Consider the following 16,333-nt stretch of genomic DNA (forward strand, 5'->3'; position numbering starts at 1 on the left):
ATGTTGGCGCTCCGGCTACTCGCGCGCGCAGTTGGCTCAGGGGCAATAATCCCGGCCATCCCGTCGTCCGGAGAAGCCGCCGATGCCCACGATGCCGCGCCGCCCGCCTCACCGCCTCTTCCGTTGGAATGGGGTCCGGATCGGTCGCCAGGCCGAGGCGGTCCGCGCGGCCGGCGCGGCGCCCCCGCAGGCTCCGGAGGCTCGGGGAGCAGGTCGCGCGAATGCCGTCCTGGCGCTGCTGGCCGCCGCAGCCCTCGCCGCCTGCGGTCCCGAACCGTCGCCGGCCTGGTCCGGTTATGCCGAAGGCGATCCGGTCTACGTCGCGGCGCCGGTCGCGGGCCAGTTGCTCGACCTCCAGGTGCAGCGCGGCGACACCGTGGCGGCCGGCGCGCCGCTGTTCAGCATCGACGTCACCCCGATGCGCGCCGCCCGCGCCGAAGCCGATGCGCGACTCGCCGCCGCCCGCGCGGAACAGGCCGATGCCGCCAAGGGCCGCCGTCCCGACGAGATCGCGATGAGCCGGGCCCAGTTGGCACAGGCGCGCGCGCAGTCCGCGCTGGCGGAGACCGACCTGGCGCGGCAGCAGCAGCTGATCGGCCAGGGCTTCATCTCGGCGGCGCGGCTGGACGACGCCCGGGCCGCCGCGGCGCAGGCGCGCCAACGCGTGCGCGAGCTCGAGTCCTCGCTGCGCGTGGCGGAACTGCCCGCGCGCAGCGATCAGCAAGCCGCCGCGCGCGCCAATGCCGAAGCCGCCTCGGCCGCGCTCGAACAGCAGCAGTGGCGCGAAGCGCAGACCCGGCAGCGCGCGCCGGCCGCCGGCCTGGTCGACGACACCTTCTATCGCGTCGGCGAGTACGTCAACGCCGGCCAGCCGGTCGTGGCGCTGCTGCCGCCGTCGCAGCGCAAGGCGCGCTTCTACGTGCCGGAACCTGAGCTGGCCTCCCTGCGCCAGGGACAGGCGGTGCTGCTGAGCTGCGACGGCTGCGGCGCGCCGATCGCGGCGCGCATCAGCTACATCCCGCCGCAACCGGAGTACACGCCGCCGGTGATCTATTCCAACAGCCAGCGGGCGCGACTCGTGTTCCTGGTCGAGGCCCGCCCCGATCCCGCGCAGGCGACGCGCCTGCATCCGGGACAGCCGCTGGAGGTGCGCCCGTCTGCGGGCGCAGCGCCCGCGACGGCCGGTGCCGCGGCGTCGACGGCATCGGCCGCTTCCGGCGGACGCCCATGACCGAGCGCAGCGCGCCGACGACGCTCCCCGGCGACGGCGCCGGGTCGTCCGCGAGCGACCTGGCCATCGACGTCCGCGGCCTGACCAAACGCTACGGCCAGCGGACCGTCGTGGACCACGTCGACCTGCAACTCGGACGCGGGCGCATCTGCGGCTTCCTCGGCCCCAACGGCAGCGGCAAGACGACCACGATCCGGATGCTGTGCGGACTGCTCACGCCCGACGAGGGCGAGGGCCGTTGCCTCGGCCTGGACATGCGCCGGCGCGCGGCTGAGATCAAGCGCCTGGTCGGCTACATGACGCAGCGCTTCGGGCTCTACGAGGACCTCTCCATCCGCCAGAACCTGGACTTCATCGCGCGGCTGTTCGAACTCGACGCGCGGCCTCGCCGGGTGGACGAGGCGCTGGAACGGCTCGGACTGAAGACGCGGCAGGACCAGCTCGCCGGCGCCCTGTCCGGCGGATGGAAACAGCGGCTGGCGCTGGCCGCCTGCCTGCTGCATGACCCTCGCCTGCTGCTGCTCGACGAGCCGACCGCCGGCGTCGATCCGAAGGCGCGCCGCGACTTCTGGGACGAGATCCATCGGCTCGCCGCCGACGGCATCACGGTGCTGGTCTCGACGCATTACATGGACGAGGCCGAGCGCTGCCACGAGCTCGCCTACATCGCCTACGGCCGGCTGCTCGCGCGCGGCACGCAGCGCGAGATCATCGCGCAGGCCGGCCTCACCGTCTGGGCGCTCCACGCCGATGATCCGCAGCGACTGACCGCCGTCTCCACCGCCTTGAACGGCGCCGAGGGCGTGCTGAGCGTCGCCGCGTTCGGCAGCAGCCTGCACGTCGCGGGACAGGATGCGGTCGCGCTCGACCGGGCGATCGCGCCGCACCGCGCCGGCGACGGGCTGCGCTGGGCGCGGGCGGAGGCCAACCTCGAAGACGTGTTCATCAGCCTGATCAGTCGGACACCGGACAACTTCGAGGCGGCGACCGCGACGCCGTCCCCCCCGGCAAGGCCCACGGACCGGGCGGGCGCGCGATGACCGATCGCCGCTTCAGCCTCGCGCGCGTGCTGGCGATCTTCATCAAGGAGGTCCAGCAGATGCTGCGCGACCGGCCGACCTTCGCGATGGCGGTCGGCGTGCCCATCCTGCAGCTGCTGCTTTTCGGCTACGCGATCAACACCGACCCGAAGGGACTGCCCACCGCCGTGGTGACGCAGGATCGCGGGCCGATGGCGCGCAGTCTGGTGGCGGCCATGGAACAGAGCGGCTATTTCCGCGTCCAGGCCCGTCCGGCCTCGGAGCATGACGGCGATGCGATGGTCGAGGACGGCGAGGTGCAGTTCCTGATCGTGATCCCGCCCGACTTCAGCCGCCGCATCCTGCGCGGCGAGCGGCCCGCGGTGCTGGTGAGCGTCGATGCGACCGATCCGTCCGCGTCCAGCAACGCGCTGGCGGCGCTGGCGCAGCTTGGCGCGCAGGCGCTGCGACGCGACCTGGTCGGCGCGGCGGCGGCCGGGACGCCCGCCGGCGCCGGAGGCGGCATCGCCCCGACGACGTCGATCGCCACGGGCGGTGCCGCCAGCCCGCCTTTCGAGTGGCGCATCCATCGACGCTACAACCCGGAGGGCCTGTCGCGCTACAACATCGTGCCGGGCCTGATCGGCACCATCCTGACAATGACGATGGTGATGCTCACCGGCCTGGCGATGACGCGCGAGCGCGAGCGCGGCACGATGGAGAACCTGCTCGCGACGCCGGTGCGACCGCTGGAGGTCATGGTGGGCAAGATCCTGCCCTACATCGTGCTGGGTTACGTGCAGCTGGGCGTCATCCTCCTGGCCGCGGCGCTGCTGTTCCAGATCCCGATGGCGGGCAGCTTCACGCTGCTGCTGGCCATGATCGGCGTGTTCATGCTGGCCAACCTGGCGGTGGGCTTCACCTTCTCGACGCTGGCGAAGAACCAGCTGCAGGCCCTGCAGGCGACGTTCTTCTTCTTCCTGCCGTCGATGCTGCTGTCGGGCTTCATGTTCCCGTTCCGCGGCATGCCGCGTTGGGCGCAGGTGATCGGCGAGGCGCTGCCGCTGACCCACTTCCTGCGCATCGTGCGAGGCATCATGCTCAAGGGCAACGGCTTCATGCAGCTGTTGCCGGAACTCTGGCCGATGCTGGTGTTCCTGCTGGTCGCCGGCACGATCGCGCTGATGCGCTACCGCCAGACACTCGACTAGCGCCGGATTGCTCCCGCGCCCGCTTGCGGGACAGCGCCGCGGCGCGGGGCGCGGGGCGCGGGAATTCTCCCTCTCCCGCTTGCGGGAGAGGGCGGGGTGAGGGCCAGCGTCCGCTCGCAGTCCGCGGGGAAGTCCCGACCCCGCCTTCAGCCGCCCTTCAGCACCGCTTCAGGAGCGCTTCAGCGGCGCCGCGCACTGTGGCGGCACGCGCTTGAAGGACGGAGGACGGCATGGGACACGCGACACGACGTGTTTGGCAAAGCGCTCGGGAACGGGCTTGGCAACGCGCCTGGCGGCGGGCCGGCGCGCTGGCGGCGCTCGGCATGAGCGGGCTGGTCGCGGCGGCGCCGTCCCTCCCGGATGCGGCGGCCTCGGCGCCGGACGTCCTCGCCCCGGCCTCGCCCGCGTCGGAAGCCGAGATCGACACGGCCGCCAATGCCGCCCGCCGGCCGCTCGCGCTGCAAGCCTCGCTGGCCGCCCTGCGCGCCCGCATGCAACCCGGGCGCCCCTCCGCCGGCACCAACGGCAGCAGCACGATGCTGCACCAGGCTCTCCAGATCCAGGTCATCGAACTCCCCCGCGAGGGCGCCCCGATCGGCCCGCCGCCCAAGCGCGCGCATCACGCGCTGAGCATCGGCATGGAAGGGCCGAAGCAGCTGCTCCGCGGCCTGGGCCTGGAGGCCACCGAATGTGCCGGGCGCTTCCGCATGCCGTCCAAGCTCGGCCGCAAGGGCGACGGCTCGACGCAGGTCGACATCGCGGCCCAGCTCGGCATGGCCTGCAAGTTCTGAGGCGGCAACGCCACGCGAGGACGCGAGACCGCTTCAGGCGTACAGCGTCGCGCGTCCATCGCGGACGAAGCCCGCCAGCCGCAGCCCGCAGGCCTGCGCGGTGCGGATCGCCAGATGCGTAGGCGCGCTGACCGCCGCCAGCATCGGCATGCCGGCGAGCGCGGCCTTCTGGACCATCTCGAAACTCGCGCGGCTGGTCACCGCCGCGAACCCCTGCGAGGCATCGACGCCGTCGCGCGCCATCGCGCCGATCAGCTTGTCGAGCGCGTTGTGGCGACCGACATCCTCACGCACCCATCGCACCGCGCCGTCGATGCCGCACCACGCGGCAGCGTGGATGCCGCCGGTGCGCTGCTGCAGGGGCTGCGCGGCCGCCAGCTCGCGCATCGCGCGCGACAGCGCCGCCACCAGCGCCTCATCCGCCGCCAGCGCGGCCGGCAGCGGCGGCACGGGCCGCTGCGGCGGACGGAAGACCTGGTCGAGGTTGTCCGTCCCGCACAGCCCGCAGCCGGTGCGCCCGGCCATGCTGCGCCGACGTTCCTTGAGCAGCGCCTCGCAACGCGCGGTCACACGCAGTTGCAGGGCCACGCCATTCGGGCGTGTGCGCACTTCCACGTCGAGCAGGTCCGCCGGCGAGGCCAGCAGGCCCTCCGTCAGCGAGAAGCCCAGCGCGAAGTCCTCGAGGTCGAGCGGCGTCGCCAGCATCACCGCATGCGACAGGCCGTTGTACTCGAGCGCGACGGGCACTTCCTCGGCGACGAACTCCTCCTCGGCCGCGCGCGTGGCGCCGAGCCGCGTCGGATGCACCGCGACCAACGCGGCGGGCAGTGGTGCGTCGTCGTCGCGATCGCCGACGCCGCCATCGCCGCGGCCCTCCGCGTCACCCGGCAGTGCGCAGGTCCCGCTCATGCCGCCGACTCCCCGCCGCCGGCAGCGGGCGCCTCGTCACCGCGGCCCACCGGCGTGATCCGCGCGATCCAGCGCCCGTCCTCATCGACATGCAGCCGCACCCAGCCGGGCCCCTGCTCGTCGCCGACGCGCGCGTCGCTCATCAGCGTGTACAGGCGCAGCAGCACGCTGACCCGCAGCCCGGTGCGCTTGGCCAGCCGCGGCAGCGACACGCCGTTGCCGGCGTCCAGCTCGGCGAGCGTCTCCAGCGCGAAACGCGCCTGCGCGGCCATGTCGCCCGGACCACCGTCATCGCCGCCATCGCCGTCCGCGCCCTCCACGGCCTCCCGGTCGTGGACCTCTTCGGCGGCGGACGTGTCAGCGCGGCTCATGCGGCGATCCTCAGGCCCGCGCGTCCGCCACCGAACGCGCCTGCGCCTGCGGCACCGGCTCGTCCTGCGGCCGCAGCGTCAGCACCACCGGGATGGACTTGGACGTCGGCGTGCCGGCCCCGATCGAGATGCTGCTCAGCGGCACCAGCGCGTTGGTCTCGGGGAAGTAGCTGGCCAGGCAGCCGCGCGGGATGTCGTACTCGATCAGCACGAACTTCTCGGCGCGACGCGTGTCGCCATCGCTGTAGACGCTGGTGATGTCGACCCACTGGCCGGCCTTCATGCCGATCTGCCGCAGGTCCTCCTTGTTGATGAAGACCACGCGGCGATGGCCCCAGACGCCGCGGTAGCGGTCGTCCATGCCGTAGATCGTCGTGTTGTACTGGTCGTGCGAGCGCACCGTCGCCAGGTTGAACACCACCGCCTTGTGCTCGATCGCCCGCGCCTGCGCCAGATGGAAGGGCGTGTCCGTGGGCAGCGCGTGGGTGATGAAGTTGGCCTTGCCGGTGGGCGTGTTCCAGACCCGCTCCGACGCTGTGTTGCGCAGCCGGAAGCCGCCCGGCTGCTTGATCTTCTCGTTGAAGTCCTTGAAGTCGTCGAAGACCTCTTCGATCTTGTCGCGGATGCGCGAATAGTCCTCCACCAGCCACAGCCACGGCGTCTTCGAGCGGCCCTTGAGGGTCGCGGCGGCCAGGCGGGCGACGATCATCGGCTCGGACAGCAGGTGCTCGGACGCGGGCGCGTTCATGCCGCTGGAGATGTGGACCATGCTCATCGAGTCCTCGACGGTCACGCCCTGCGGGCCGGTGGCCTGCATGTCGATCTCGGTGCGGCCCAGGCAGGGCAGCACCAGCGCTTCCTTGCCGTGGATGGTGTGGCTGCGGTTGAACTTGGTGGTGACATGCACCGTCAGCTCGGTCGAGCGCAGCGCCTTCCAGGTGGCCACCGTGTCCGGCGTCGCGGCGGCGAAGTTGCCGCCCAGCGCGATGAAGACCTTGCCCTTGCCGTCGAGCATCGCCTGGATGGCCTCGACGGTGCCATAGCCGTTCTCGCGCGGCGGCTCGAAGCCGAAGACCTGGCCCAGCCGGTCCAGCAGCGCCTTGGGCGGCTTCTCGTAGATGCCCATCGTGCGGTCGCCCTGCACGTTGGAATGGCCGCGCACCGGGCAGGCGCCCGCGCCGGGACGGCCCAGGTTGCCGCGCAGCATCAGCAGCGCCGCGATGTGCTGGATGGTCGCCACCGAATGCTGGTGCTGCGTGATGCCCATGCCCCAGCAGATGATCACGCGCTTGGCCTGCGCGTACAGGTCGCCGGCGGCGCACAGCTGCTCCTGCGACAGGCCGGACTCGGCCTCGAGCGCTTCCCAGGATTCGGCGCGGATGCTGGCCTCGAAGGCCTCGAAGCCATGCGTGTGCTCGGCGATGAAGCCCAGGTCCAGCACGCGCTCGCCGCCGGCGGCCACGGCCGCGTCATCGAGCTCGAAGACGCGCTTGCACAGCGCCTTCATCACGGCCATGTCGCCGCCGATGCGCAGCTGGAAGTAGTGGGTGGAGATCGGCGTGCTGCCCAGCGTCGCCATCTCCATCTTGTCCTGCGGATCGGCGAAGCGCTCCAGGCCGCGCTCGCGCAGCGGGTTGAAGCTGACGATCTTGCAGCCGCGCTTGGAGGCCTCGCGCAGCTCGCCCAGCATGCGCGGGTGATTCGTGCCGGGGTTCTGGCCGAAGATGAAGATCGCGTCCGCCTGCTCGAAGTCGTGCAGCGTCACCGTGCCCTTGCCGATACCGATGGTCGGCTTCAGGCCCTGGCCGGACGGCTCGTGGCACATGTTCGAGCAGTCGGGGAAGTTGTTGGTGCCGAACTCGCGCACGAACAGCTGGTAGAGGAAGGCGGCCTCGTTGCTGGCGCGACCCGAGGTGTAGAACATCGCCTCGTTGGGGTCCTTCAGCGCGTTCAGCCGCGCGGCGATCAGCTCGAAGGCGTCGTCCCAGGCGATCGGCACGTAGCGGTCGCTGGCGGCGTCGTAGACCAGCGGCTCGGTGATGCGGCCCAGGTTCTCGAGGTCGAAGTCGGACCACTCGGCCAGCTCGCTGACGGTGTGGCCGCCCAGCACCTGCGCGGTGGCGCGGTGCGAGGTCGCCTCGGCGGCGATGGCCTTGGCGCCGTTCTCGCAGAACTCGAAGGTCGAGCGGTGATCCCGGTCGGGCCAGGCGCAGCCCGGGCAGTCGAAGCCGTCAGGCTGGTTGGCCGACAGCAGCGTCTTGGCGCCCTTGACGGCCACGCCCTGCTGCTGCAGGTGCTTGGCGACGCTGCGCAGCGCGCCCCAGCCACCTGCGGGCCCCTTGTAGAAATGGATCTTCTGCTCTGCTGTCATTGGTGCCCCCGGATAGAACGGGCCGCGACCCGTTCTATCCACCCCCCGAGGGGGTGGCGGGCCGGCTTGGGGCGGCCCGGCGCTCGGCCCGCCCCTCGCTAACAAGGAAGAATGGCAGACCGAGGTCTGCCATCGATGGGTCACAGTATCGGCGCTGCTTCGCGGCGCCGTACGGTGAGGGTCAATTGAAGAACTTGGCGACCGTCAGCAGGGTCTTGTAGATGCCCCAGGACAGCGGGATGCCGACGGCCAGCCAGGCCAGGACCACCAGGCCCACCGGCGTCGCCTTGCCGGCGCCCGGACCGCTGCCGACTTCGCTGGCGGCGGCCTTCTCGTGGGCCAGCTTCTTCTCGATGGCCAGTTCCTCGTCGCTCATGAAGTGCTTCGCGGCGACCGGGCGGATGGCCAGGTTGGCGATCAGGCCGATCACCAGCATGCCGACCAGCACATACATGGTCTGGTTGTAGACCTGCTCGCGGGGGATGCCCAGGCCGAGCTGGTACTCGCGCATGTAGCCGATCACGACCGGGCCGAGGATGCCGGCGGTGGCCCAGGCGGTCAGCAGGCGACCGTGGATCGCGCCCACCATCTGCGTGCCGAAGAGGTCACCCAGGTAGGCCGGCACCGTCGCGAAGCCGCCGCCGTACATCGACAGGATGACGCAGACCGCGCCCACGAAGGCCAGCTTGTGACCCGCGGCGGCGCTGCTCGGCAGGCTGGCGTACAGCAGGCCGCCCAGCACGAAGAACACCGTGTAGGTCATCTTGCGACCCAGCTTGTCCGACAGCGAGGCCCACACGAAGCGGCCGCCGATGTTGAACAGGCTCAGCAGTGCGGCGAAACCCCCGGCGATCGCGGCGATCGCGGCCAGCTGCGTCTTGTCGAGGTCGGCGAACTTGGCGTCCACGCCGATCAGCGAACCACCGAAGATCTCCTGCAGCATCGGGCTGGCCATGCCGATCACGCCGATGCCGGCCGACACATTCATGCAGAGCACGATCCACACCAGCCAGAACTGCGGGATGCCCCACACCTTCTTCACGTGCACGTGGCGCTGCGTGATCATGGCGTTGTTGGCCTGCGCCGGCGGCGGGGTCCAGCCCTCGGGCTTCCAGCCGGTGGGCGGCACGCGGTAACCCAGCGCGCCCGCGACCATGAAGACGAAATAGATCAGCGCCATCACGACGAAGGTCTGCGTCACGCCCGGGTCGGTCGGCGTGGCGAAGCGCTTCATCAGCTCCACCGCCAGCGGCGAACCGATCATCGCGCCGCCGCCGAAGCCCATGATGGCCATGCCGGTGGCCATGCCACGGCGGTCCGGGAACCACTTGATCAGCGTCGACACCGGCGAGATGTAGCCCAGGCCCAGCCCGATGCCACCGATCACGCCGGAGCCCAGGATCATCATCCAGAACTGGTGCGTGTGAATGCCGATCGCGGAGATCAGCATGCCGCCGCACCAGCACACGGCCGACACCAGGCCCGCCTTGCGGGGACCGGCGCGCTCCAGCCAGCCGCCCCAGATCGCGGCGGCGCAGCCCAGGAACACGAAGAACAGCGTGTACATCCAGCCGAGCGTCGCGACGCTCCAGTCGCACTCGGTGGTGAACAGCTGGGCGAAGAAGCCCACGTCCTTGCCGCAGGCGGCACCGGCTCCGGCGGTCTGCAGCATCTTGGACAGCGGCAGCCAGAACACCGAGAAGCCATAGGCCATCCCGATGCACAGGTGAATGGCCAGCGCGCTGGGCGGCACGAGCCAGCGGTTGAAGCCAGGAGCGGCGATGGTGCGCTCCTTGTCCAGCCAGCTCGAGCCAGCGGATCCGACGCTCGGGTCGGTCAGCACAGTAGACATGGGTCCTCCTCAAACAATGAATGGCGACCGCGACGCGGCCCGCTGATGGGCGACCCTCTCCGAACCCTCAAACGGGATGGGTCGGCCGCGTCCCGCGTTCCGGGGTCCCGTGTCCCTTTCGGCATCAACGACCTGCAAACACAGCAGGGGTTGGTTACGGCCTGAAAGAGTTGAGGCAGAACGCTCGCGGCGGGCGCGATCTTGACGCATGTCATTGACATTCATTGACAACCACACATAGCAAACGGACATCTATCGCACGAAACCGACAGCCGGTAACTATGGGACGGCCGGCGGTTACCCGTAGAGGCGGCGTTAATTCGGGCGAATCGCGCACATCACCCCCGGTTCGGGGGCGATCCCCGGGGCGGCGATTGTTGAGCGCGCCACAACGGTGCATTTCCGCTCACGCATTTTTACGGTCCGGGTCTTTGCCTATTGTTGGGACCGTTCCCCCGTCTCCGAAGGCGTTCATCAGCGCCGTCTTCACCGGACCGCCTCTTTGAGGTCGTCCGGTTTTTTATTGCGCGGGAATCGCGCTTTCCCCGATGAACACGAGGATGTATCGGGGTGAAACCTGCCGTTTGTCCTACAAGACCTCGCGTCCTCTGCCCACGTTCCGCTCCCCGCCCACGGTCCACAGTAGGTCCTAACCGATCTCACCGATCGGCCCCTCAAGCCCAAAGGAGAGACTAGATGAACGCGACCAAATCCCTCGTGACCGGTGCCGTTGCCCTGACCGCCTTCGCCAGCGTGCTGGGCCTGGCTTACGCCCAGGTGGAGAACTCGACCGAGTCGACCCAGACGCAGACGACCCAGGAGCAGTACCCCGCCACGCAGACGGAGCAGCAGGCCCCCGCTGACCAGAGCATGACGCCGGCCGACCAGGCGGCCCCGGCGACCCAGTCGACCCAGTCGACCGACCCGCAGTCGCAGACCCAATCCGAGGCGCAGTCGCAGCAGGCTCAGCCGCAGTCCTCGGACCAGTGGCAGAACCAGCAGTCGCCGTCGTCGCAGCAGCCGCTGCCGAGCGAGCCGACCAGCGCTGGCGAGCCGGCCCCGCGCGCCGACCGCAACTGAGCGTGACCCGCTCATCGCCGTCCAGCCCCGCTGACGCCCTTCCCTGAAAGTCCCCCATGCTGCGCGCCTCCAGCGGCTATTTCTTCAGCGATCCCCCGCCGGCCGAGCCGGCGCGGCGGCGGATTCCTGAAGCGCTGAAGGAACGCGCCGGATGGGCGGCGCAGGGATTGGCGATCGGGCTGGCCGGTGCGCTGCTGGCCTGGCCGGCGGCGACCTTCCTGATGAAGCAGCTGCGCCCGGCGCCCGTCGCCGTCGCGAAGCACGTCCCCTCTTCCCCGGTCCAGCCCGTCGTCCAAGCCCCCGCGCCAGTGCCGCGGACCGGCACGGCCGATTTCGGCAAGACCAAGGTTTCCAAGCAGGCCCGCCAGCTGGCCCAGTGGGTGATGGCGGGCTGGGATCACAACGGTCGTCCGTTCGCGATCCTCGACAAGCGCCAGGCGCGCGTGCTCGTCTTCAACGCCGACGGCAAGCTGCAGGCCACCACGCCGGTGCTGCTCGGTTATGCCGCGGGCGACGACAGCGTCGCCGGCATCGGCCTGCGCCCCATCGCCGAGGTCAAGCCCTCCGAGCGCACCACGCCGGCCGGGCGTTTCGTCGCGCAGCCGGGCAAGAACGCGCTGCACGAAGACGTGCTCTGGGTCGACTACGACGCGGCCGTGTCCATGCACCGCGTGCGGCCGACCAACCCGGCCGAGCGCCGTCTCGAGCGGCTCGCCTCCCCGACGCCCAAGGACAACCGCATCAGCTTCGGCTGCATCAACATGCCGGTGAAATTCTTCGAGCAGACCCTGTGGCCCACCTTCGGCAAGCGCGGCGGCATCGTCTACGTGCTGCCCGAGAAGAAGTCGATGGAGCAGGTCTTCGCCGAGCAGATGCGCCGCGCCAAGGCCGGCCCTTCCACCTGACGCCCGGTCCATGACCGCGCGCCGCTCCGCCCGCCCTGCCCGCTTGTCCCGCCACGGCTCCGCCTGGCTCGTCGCGCTCGCGCTGGGCGCGGGGCTCGATGCGCCGGTGTCTGCGCAGGTCAGCCGCGCGACGGTCCGCGGGCTGGTCAACGCGCCGGCCGGCACGCAGTCCGGCGGACTGACGATCCTGGCGATCAATGCTGCCACCGGCGCGCGTTATCGCACGGCCACGCGGGCCGATGGCCGCTATGCGCTGATCGGCCTGGCGCCCGGCGACTACACCATCACCGTGATCGGCCCCGACGGCGCGACGCTCCGTTCCGAGCGCATCACGCTGTCCGTCGGCGAGAGCGCGGCGCTGGACCTGGGCGATGCGCCCGCGGCGCCCGGCGCGGCCGATGCGGTGCAGCTGGGCCGCGTCACCGTGCAAGGCAATGCGGCGCGCCAGGGCGTGAAGGATTCGCAGCTGGGGACCGTCGTCTCGCAGCGGATGATCGAGGCGCTGCCGCAGAGCACCCGCAACTTCCTCAGCGCCGCGGACCTCGCGCCGGGCGTGGCCTTCTCGACCGACGCGGGCGGCTTGAGCCGGGTGCAGTCGGGCGCGCAGGACTTCGACCACCTCAACGTCTTCATCGACGGCGTGGGCCAGAAGAACAACATCCTGCGCGGCGGCGTCAGCGGCCAGTCCGACACCCGCGGCAATCCGTTCCCGCAGTCGGCGATCTCCGAATACAAGGTGCTGACGCAGAACTACAAGGCCGAGTTCGACCAGGTCAGCAGCGCCGCGATCACCGCCGTGACGAAGTCCGGCACGAATGAATTCCACGGCGAGGTCTACGCCGATCGCACCGGCACCAACTGGCGCTCGATGAATGCGCTGGAGAAGGAACGCGAATCGCAAGGCGTGCCGCGCCCGTCGTCGCAGAAGTACGAGTACGGCGGCAGCATCGGCGGCCCGATCGTCAAGGACAAGCTGCATTTCTTCCTCGCCTACGACGGCAAGCGCATCGAGGACTCGCGCCAGATCGCCGGGCAGAACTTCGAGAAGCTGCCCGAGGCCGGCATCGTGCCCACGCTGCGCGCGCGCCGCGGCAGCCAGGTGGACCCGTTCCACGAGGACCTGCTCTTCGGCAAGCTCGACGCGCAGATCAACGATGAGCACAAGCTCACCTTGAGCGCGCGCCTTCGCCGCGAGACCGATCGCATCGCCGAGGACCGCAACCTCTCGCTGCCCGGCAACGACAAGGAGCGCCGCAATGACGAGACGCGGGTCGACCTGAAGCACGAGTGGTCGCGCGGCGACTGGCTCAGCGAGGCGCGCCTGGGCTACGAGGACTACCTCTGGAATCCCAAGTCGGCCGCGGACGCGGCGCTGGTGCGCTACAAGGTGTCGACCGCATCGCCGCAGGTGCTGACCACCTCGCAGGACGTGATCCTGGACGGCGGCTCGCCGGATGCGCAGCGGCGCCAGCAGCGCGGCGTCTTCGTGTCGGAGGAACTCACCTACACCGGCTTCGACGGTCACGTGATCAAGGGCGGCGTGAAGCTCAAGGCGATGCGCTACGACCTCAGCGGCACGGCGAATTCGGTCGACGCGGTCGACGTGCTGATCGACACGGCCACCGGCCTGCCCTATTGGGACGGCACCAACTGCACCGGCACCAACGTTTCCAACAACGGCAGCAGCAGCGACGAGTGCAACATCCGCCGCGCCACCGCGCCAGCGCAGGCCCGCTTCAACAACCGGCAGTGGGGCCTCTACCTGCAGGACGACTGGAGCGTGACGCGCCAGCTCGAGCTCAACCTCGGCGTCCGCTGGGACTACGAGGACAACATGCTGAACAACGCCTATGCGACGCCCGCCGACCGCGTCGCGGCGCTGCTGGCGGCGGACGTGCCGCGCTTCGGCATCGCGCCACCGGCGGGGCAGACCTACGCGCAGTCGCTGGCCAAGGGCGGCATCGACGTGTCGCGCTACATCAGCAGCGGCAACTCCCGCAAGGCCTTCAAGCAGGCGATCGCGCCGCGGCTGGGTTTCTCCTACGACGTCTTCAACGACCGCAACACGGTGGTCTTCGGCGGCTACGGGCGCAGCTACGACCGCACGATGGCCAACCACGCGCTCGACGAACTGCAGAAGAACCAGGCCCCGGGCGGCGAGATCTGGTTGATCCGCAACGACCTGAAGATGCCCTACGCGGACCAGTTCAGCATCGGGTTGCGGCAGGCGCTGTCGCCGACCTGGAACGGCGAGATCGCGCTGAGCCGCATCGAGGCGAAGCACCAGTTCGTCTGGTTCAGCGGCAACCGCGACGCCAACGGCGGCTTCGCGCAGCAGTCGGCGCTCGATCCGCTGTGGGGCGGCCCCGATGGCTTCGGGCAACTGGTGCTGGGCGACTCGATCGGCCGCACGCGCACCGACTCGGTCTTCGTGAAGGTGGACCGGCCCTACAGCGCGGCCTCGGGCTGGACGGCGACGCTGGCCTACACCTACAGCGATGCCAGGACCACCAACCTGCAGTGGAGCAACGACACCTTCGACTGGACCTACGGACGCGCGGGGCGCGGCTGGAATCCCAGCACGCTGGTCGACAGGCATCGGCTGGTCGGCGCGTTCATGACGGACAAGCTGCTGCCCTGGGGCCTGAGCTTCTCGGCCAAGGGCACTTACGCGAGCGGCTTCCCGCGGCGGCTGACCAACTGCCTCGGTGGCACGGACCAGTGCGTCCTGATGCGCGGCGATGCGCCGAGCTACCGCCAGGTCGACATCAGCCTCGGCAAGGCCTTCAAGTACGGCCTGCACCAGGTGGCGCTGCGGCTCGATGTGCTGAACGTCTTCGGCGCCGACAACTACGCCGGCTTCGACGACTGGGTCGGCATCGCCCCGCCCGCGGGCCAGCCGACGAATCGCCTGGGCGGCGACAACCTCAACCTCGACAAGCCCAATACCGCCCGCGGCGACAACCGCGCGCTGCGGGTGGTGCTGACCTACAAGTTCTGAAGCGTCCGGGCTATGCCGGGGGCGGGACGGGCGGCGGGAGCGGCGTATGCTCGCCGCTTTCTCCCCTGCCTGGCGACCGTCATGACCACTGCCCTGCTCATCATCGACCTGCAACGCGCACTGTGCGTGGGCGAGTACGCCTGCCACGACGTGGACGCGGTGATCGGCCGAATCAACGACCTGATCGCGCAGGCGCGCGAAACCGGCACGCCGATCGTCTTCGTGCAGCATGAGGAGGACGGCTGGGAACCGCTGCGCCATGGCAGCGAGGGCTGGCAGCTCGACGACCGGCTGCAGGCGCGGCCGCAGGATCCCCGGGTGCGCAAGACCTCGCCCGACTCGTTCCACCGGACCGAGCTGGACGCGGTTTTGAAGGGCCTGGGCGTGACACACCTGGTCGTGTGCGGCGCGCAGAGCGACTTCTGCGTCGACACCTCGACGCGACGCGCGCTCAGCGCGGGCTACGACGTCACGCTGGTCGAGGACGGCCACACGACGATCGCCAATGGCGCGCTGACCGCGCCGCAGATCATCCAGCACCACACGCTGATCCTGCGCCACCTCAACAGCTTCGGTCCCGCGATGAGCGCGAAGCCGGCGGCGGAGATCCGCTTCGGCGCGGCCTGAGCCGGCGGCCGCCGAGCGTCCCTCCCGCCGGCCGCCCGCCGCGCTACTTCAGCGCCGTGCGCGCGCTGGCCAGGCGCGACAGCGTCATGTCGCACTGGTCGACGGTGCCGATGCAGTCCAGCCCGCGCGATTCCACCTCGTTCATCAGACTGAGCCAGGCGTTCAGGCCCTCGAGCGTCACCTTCGTGCGCGAGGTCCGGCTCCAGCCGCGTTCGGCGAGCTGACCGAGGTAGATCCAGGTCTGCCGGCGCGACAGGCCCGACAGCTGCCCGATGCAGGCCTGCGACACCGGCAGCGCCAGGCTGTTGCTGGCCGCGCCGCCGCGCTGCGAGCTGCTGAGCGCCGCCGCCAGCGTGGCCAGCACGCTGATCAGGCGCTGGAAGCCGTTGCCGGCCAGTCGCATCGTGATCTGGTCCTGCAGCCGCGACGCGGTCGCCGCATACAGCTCGCCCGTGGCCGCGTCGCGTTGCGGGGCATGGGTGTCCTTCATCCGCGGCAGCGGGATGTGGATGGTGGTGACGTCGACCAGCGCCGTCACGTCGTAGCGCGCCGCCAGCTGGCCCAGTGGCGAATCCGCCCCGATGACGTCGCCCAGCCACAGCGCCGCCACCGCCACGCGGGTGTCGGCGGCGACCTTGGCCGCGAGGAAGGCGGCACCGCCGCTGATCGCGATCCATTCGGCCAGCGGGCTGCCGGCCTCGATGATCTTCTGGCCGCGTCGATAGGTCCGCACCTGGCCGTCGGCCAGCCAGTCGTCGGGGTTGTCCGTCTCGCCGTTGTGCGGCACCTGCGTCGCCTTCGTGTTCATGCTCATGCTGGATGGGATCCACCGGGCCAGGCTCCGCCCTCCGCGCTGCATGCGGAAGGTCTGCGAAGGCCTGACGGCGAACCGTGGGTTATAGAAGCGGACCGTCCCCGCCGATCGGTCGATAAGGCCGGTGAGGTCGGCCCGGTTTGCCGGTTGA

Annotated in this window: 13 protein-coding genes; 8 read left to right on the forward strand and 5 right to left on the reverse strand. The window is 70.3% G+C overall.

The window, feature by feature from the left end:
• The first annotated feature begins 82 nt into the window (after nucleotides 1–82).
• The 4 genes from ACTJKJ_RS06055 (at nucleotide 83) to ACTJKJ_RS06070 (ending at nucleotide 4,252) form a co-directional block, all read left to right on the forward strand.
• Nucleotides 83–1,231, forward strand: coding sequence for an HlyD family secretion protein (locus ACTJKJ_RS06055; RefSeq protein WP_440819887.1), 1,149 nt, complete (start codon nucleotides 83–85; stop codon nucleotides 1,229–1,231).
• Complete coding sequence (locus ACTJKJ_RS06060; protein WP_440819888.1) at nucleotides 1,228–2,271, forward strand: ABC transporter ATP-binding protein; 1,044 nt, start codon at nucleotides 1,228–1,230, stop codon at nucleotides 2,269–2,271. Before ACTJKJ_RS06055 ends, ACTJKJ_RS06060 begins: the two co-directional genes overlap by 4 nt.
• Entirely contained in the window at nucleotides 2,268–3,461 is a 1,194-nt protein-coding gene (locus ACTJKJ_RS06065; protein ID WP_440819889.1) for an ABC transporter permease, read from the forward strand. The genes ACTJKJ_RS06060 and ACTJKJ_RS06065 overlap by 4 nt, the downstream gene beginning before the upstream one ends.
• A 323-nt stretch (nucleotides 3,462–3,784) precedes the next feature.
• The gene (locus tag ACTJKJ_RS06070; protein ID WP_440819890.1) at nucleotides 3,785–4,252 is read left to right on the forward strand and encodes a hypothetical protein; all 468 of its coding nucleotides are present in this window, start codon (nucleotides 3,785–3,787) and stop codon (nucleotides 4,250–4,252) included.
• A 33-nt stretch (nucleotides 4,253–4,285) separates the two neighbouring features.
• On the opposite strand, the gene fdhD is transcribed toward ACTJKJ_RS06070, so the two are convergent.
• From fdhD to ACTJKJ_RS06090, 4 genes are all read right to left on the reverse strand, one after another.
• Nucleotides 4,286–5,161, reverse strand: a complete 876-nt coding sequence (gene fdhD / locus ACTJKJ_RS06075) for a formate dehydrogenase accessory sulfurtransferase FdhD (protein WP_440819891.1) — start codon at nucleotides 5,159–5,161, stop codon at nucleotides 4,286–4,288.
• Nucleotides 5,158–5,532, reverse strand: coding sequence for a hypothetical protein (locus tag ACTJKJ_RS06080; RefSeq protein WP_440819892.1), 375 nt, complete (start codon nucleotides 5,530–5,532; stop codon nucleotides 5,158–5,160). Before ACTJKJ_RS06080 ends, fdhD begins: the two co-directional genes overlap by 4 nt.
• Nucleotides 5,533–5,542: 10 nt before the next feature.
• Nucleotides 5,543–7,903, reverse strand: coding sequence for an FdhF/YdeP family oxidoreductase (locus ACTJKJ_RS06085; protein ID WP_297389513.1), 2,361 nt, complete (start codon nucleotides 7,901–7,903; stop codon nucleotides 5,543–5,545).
• Nucleotides 7,904–8,084: 181 nt separating this feature from the next.
• Nucleotides 8,085–9,755 carry an OFA family MFS transporter gene (locus ACTJKJ_RS06090; RefSeq protein WP_297389509.1) on the reverse strand — a complete coding sequence of 557 codons (1,671 nt, stop codon included), beginning with the start codon at nucleotides 9,753–9,755 and terminating at the stop codon, nucleotides 8,085–8,087.
• Between the two features lie 696 nt (nucleotides 9,756–10,451).
• On the opposite strand from ACTJKJ_RS06090, the gene ACTJKJ_RS06095 reads away from it, so the two are divergent.
• The 4 genes from ACTJKJ_RS06095 to ACTJKJ_RS06110 all read left to right on the forward strand — a co-directional run bounded on the left by ACTJKJ_RS06095 (nucleotide 10,452) and on the right by ACTJKJ_RS06110 (nucleotide 15,368).
• Nucleotides 10,452–10,835 carry a hypothetical protein gene (locus tag ACTJKJ_RS06095; RefSeq protein WP_297389506.1) on the forward strand — a complete coding sequence of 128 codons (384 nt, stop codon included), beginning with the start codon at nucleotides 10,452–10,454 and terminating at the stop codon, nucleotides 10,833–10,835.
• A gap of 56 nt (nucleotides 10,836–10,891) precedes the next feature.
• A complete protein-coding gene (locus tag ACTJKJ_RS06100) occupies nucleotides 10,892–11,740 on the forward strand; it encodes a hypothetical protein (RefSeq protein WP_440819893.1) in 849 nt (282 codons plus the stop codon).
• Between the two features lie 10 nt (nucleotides 11,741–11,750).
• A complete protein-coding gene (locus ACTJKJ_RS06105) occupies nucleotides 11,751–14,741 on the forward strand; it encodes a TonB-dependent receptor (protein WP_440819894.1) in 2,991 nt (996 codons plus the stop codon).
• Between the two features lie 81 nt (nucleotides 14,742–14,822).
• Nucleotides 14,823–15,368: a cysteine hydrolase family protein gene (locus tag ACTJKJ_RS06110; protein WP_440819895.1), complete on the forward strand. Its 546-nt coding sequence runs from the start codon at nucleotides 14,823–14,825 to the stop codon at nucleotides 15,366–15,368.
• Nucleotides 15,369–15,411: 43 nt separating this feature from the next.
• Here ACTJKJ_RS06110 and ACTJKJ_RS06115 read toward each other — a convergent pair whose 3' ends face one another.
• Nucleotides 15,412–16,182 (reverse strand): Crp/Fnr family transcriptional regulator, encoded by a 771-nt coding sequence (locus tag ACTJKJ_RS06115; protein WP_440819896.1) that lies wholly within the window; start codon nucleotides 16,180–16,182, stop codon nucleotides 15,412–15,414.
• Between the last annotated feature and the right edge of the window lie 151 nt (nucleotides 16,183–16,333).

It is taken from the genome of Roseateles sp. 22389, from assembly GCF_052044995.1.
Lineage (GTDB): Bacteria > Pseudomonadota > Gammaproteobacteria > Burkholderiales > Burkholderiaceae_C > Roseateles.

Bases quoted from the DNA above. Each gene is read 5' to 3' on its own strand.
- ACTJKJ_RS06055 (WP_440819887.1), top strand. From the start codon at position 83: ATGCCCACGATGCCGCGCCGCCCGCCTCACCGCCTCTTCCGTTGGAAT.
- ACTJKJ_RS06070 (WP_440819890.1), top strand. From the start codon at position 3,785: ATGAGCGGGCTGGTCGCGGCGGCGCCGTCCCTCCCGGATGCGGCGGCC.
- ACTJKJ_RS06115 (WP_440819896.1), bottom strand. From the start codon at position 16,182: ATGAGCATGAACACGAAGGCGACGCAGGTGCCGCACAACGGCGAGACG.
- ACTJKJ_RS06060 (WP_440819888.1), top strand. From the start codon at position 1,228: ATGACCGAGCGCAGCGCGCCGACGACGCTCCCCGGCGACGGCGCCGGG.
- ACTJKJ_RS06095 (WP_297389506.1), top strand. From the start codon at position 10,452: ATGAACGCGACCAAATCCCTCGTGACCGGTGCCGTTGCCCTGACCGCC.
- ACTJKJ_RS06085 (WP_297389513.1), bottom strand. From the start codon at position 7,903: ATGACAGCAGAGCAGAAGATCCATTTCTACAAGGGGCCCGCAGGTGGC.
- ACTJKJ_RS06080 (WP_440819892.1), bottom strand. From the start codon at position 5,532: ATGAGCCGCGCTGACACGTCCGCCGCCGAAGAGGTCCACGACCGGGAG.
- ACTJKJ_RS06105 (WP_440819894.1), top strand. From the start codon at position 11,751: ATGACCGCGCGCCGCTCCGCCCGCCCTGCCCGCTTGTCCCGCCACGGC.
- ACTJKJ_RS06090 (WP_297389509.1), bottom strand. From the start codon at position 9,755: ATGTCTACTGTGCTGACCGACCCGAGCGTCGGATCCGCTGGCTCGAGC.
- ACTJKJ_RS06100 (WP_440819893.1), top strand. From the start codon at position 10,892: ATGCTGCGCGCCTCCAGCGGCTATTTCTTCAGCGATCCCCCGCCGGCC.
- ACTJKJ_RS06065 (WP_440819889.1), top strand. From the start codon at position 2,268: ATGACCGATCGCCGCTTCAGCCTCGCGCGCGTGCTGGCGATCTTCATC.
- ACTJKJ_RS06110 (WP_440819895.1), top strand. From the start codon at position 14,823: ATGACCACTGCCCTGCTCATCATCGACCTGCAACGCGCACTGTGCGTG.
- fdhD (WP_440819891.1), bottom strand. From the start codon at position 5,161: ATGAGCGGGACCTGCGCACTGCCGGGTGACGCGGAGGGCCGCGGCGAT.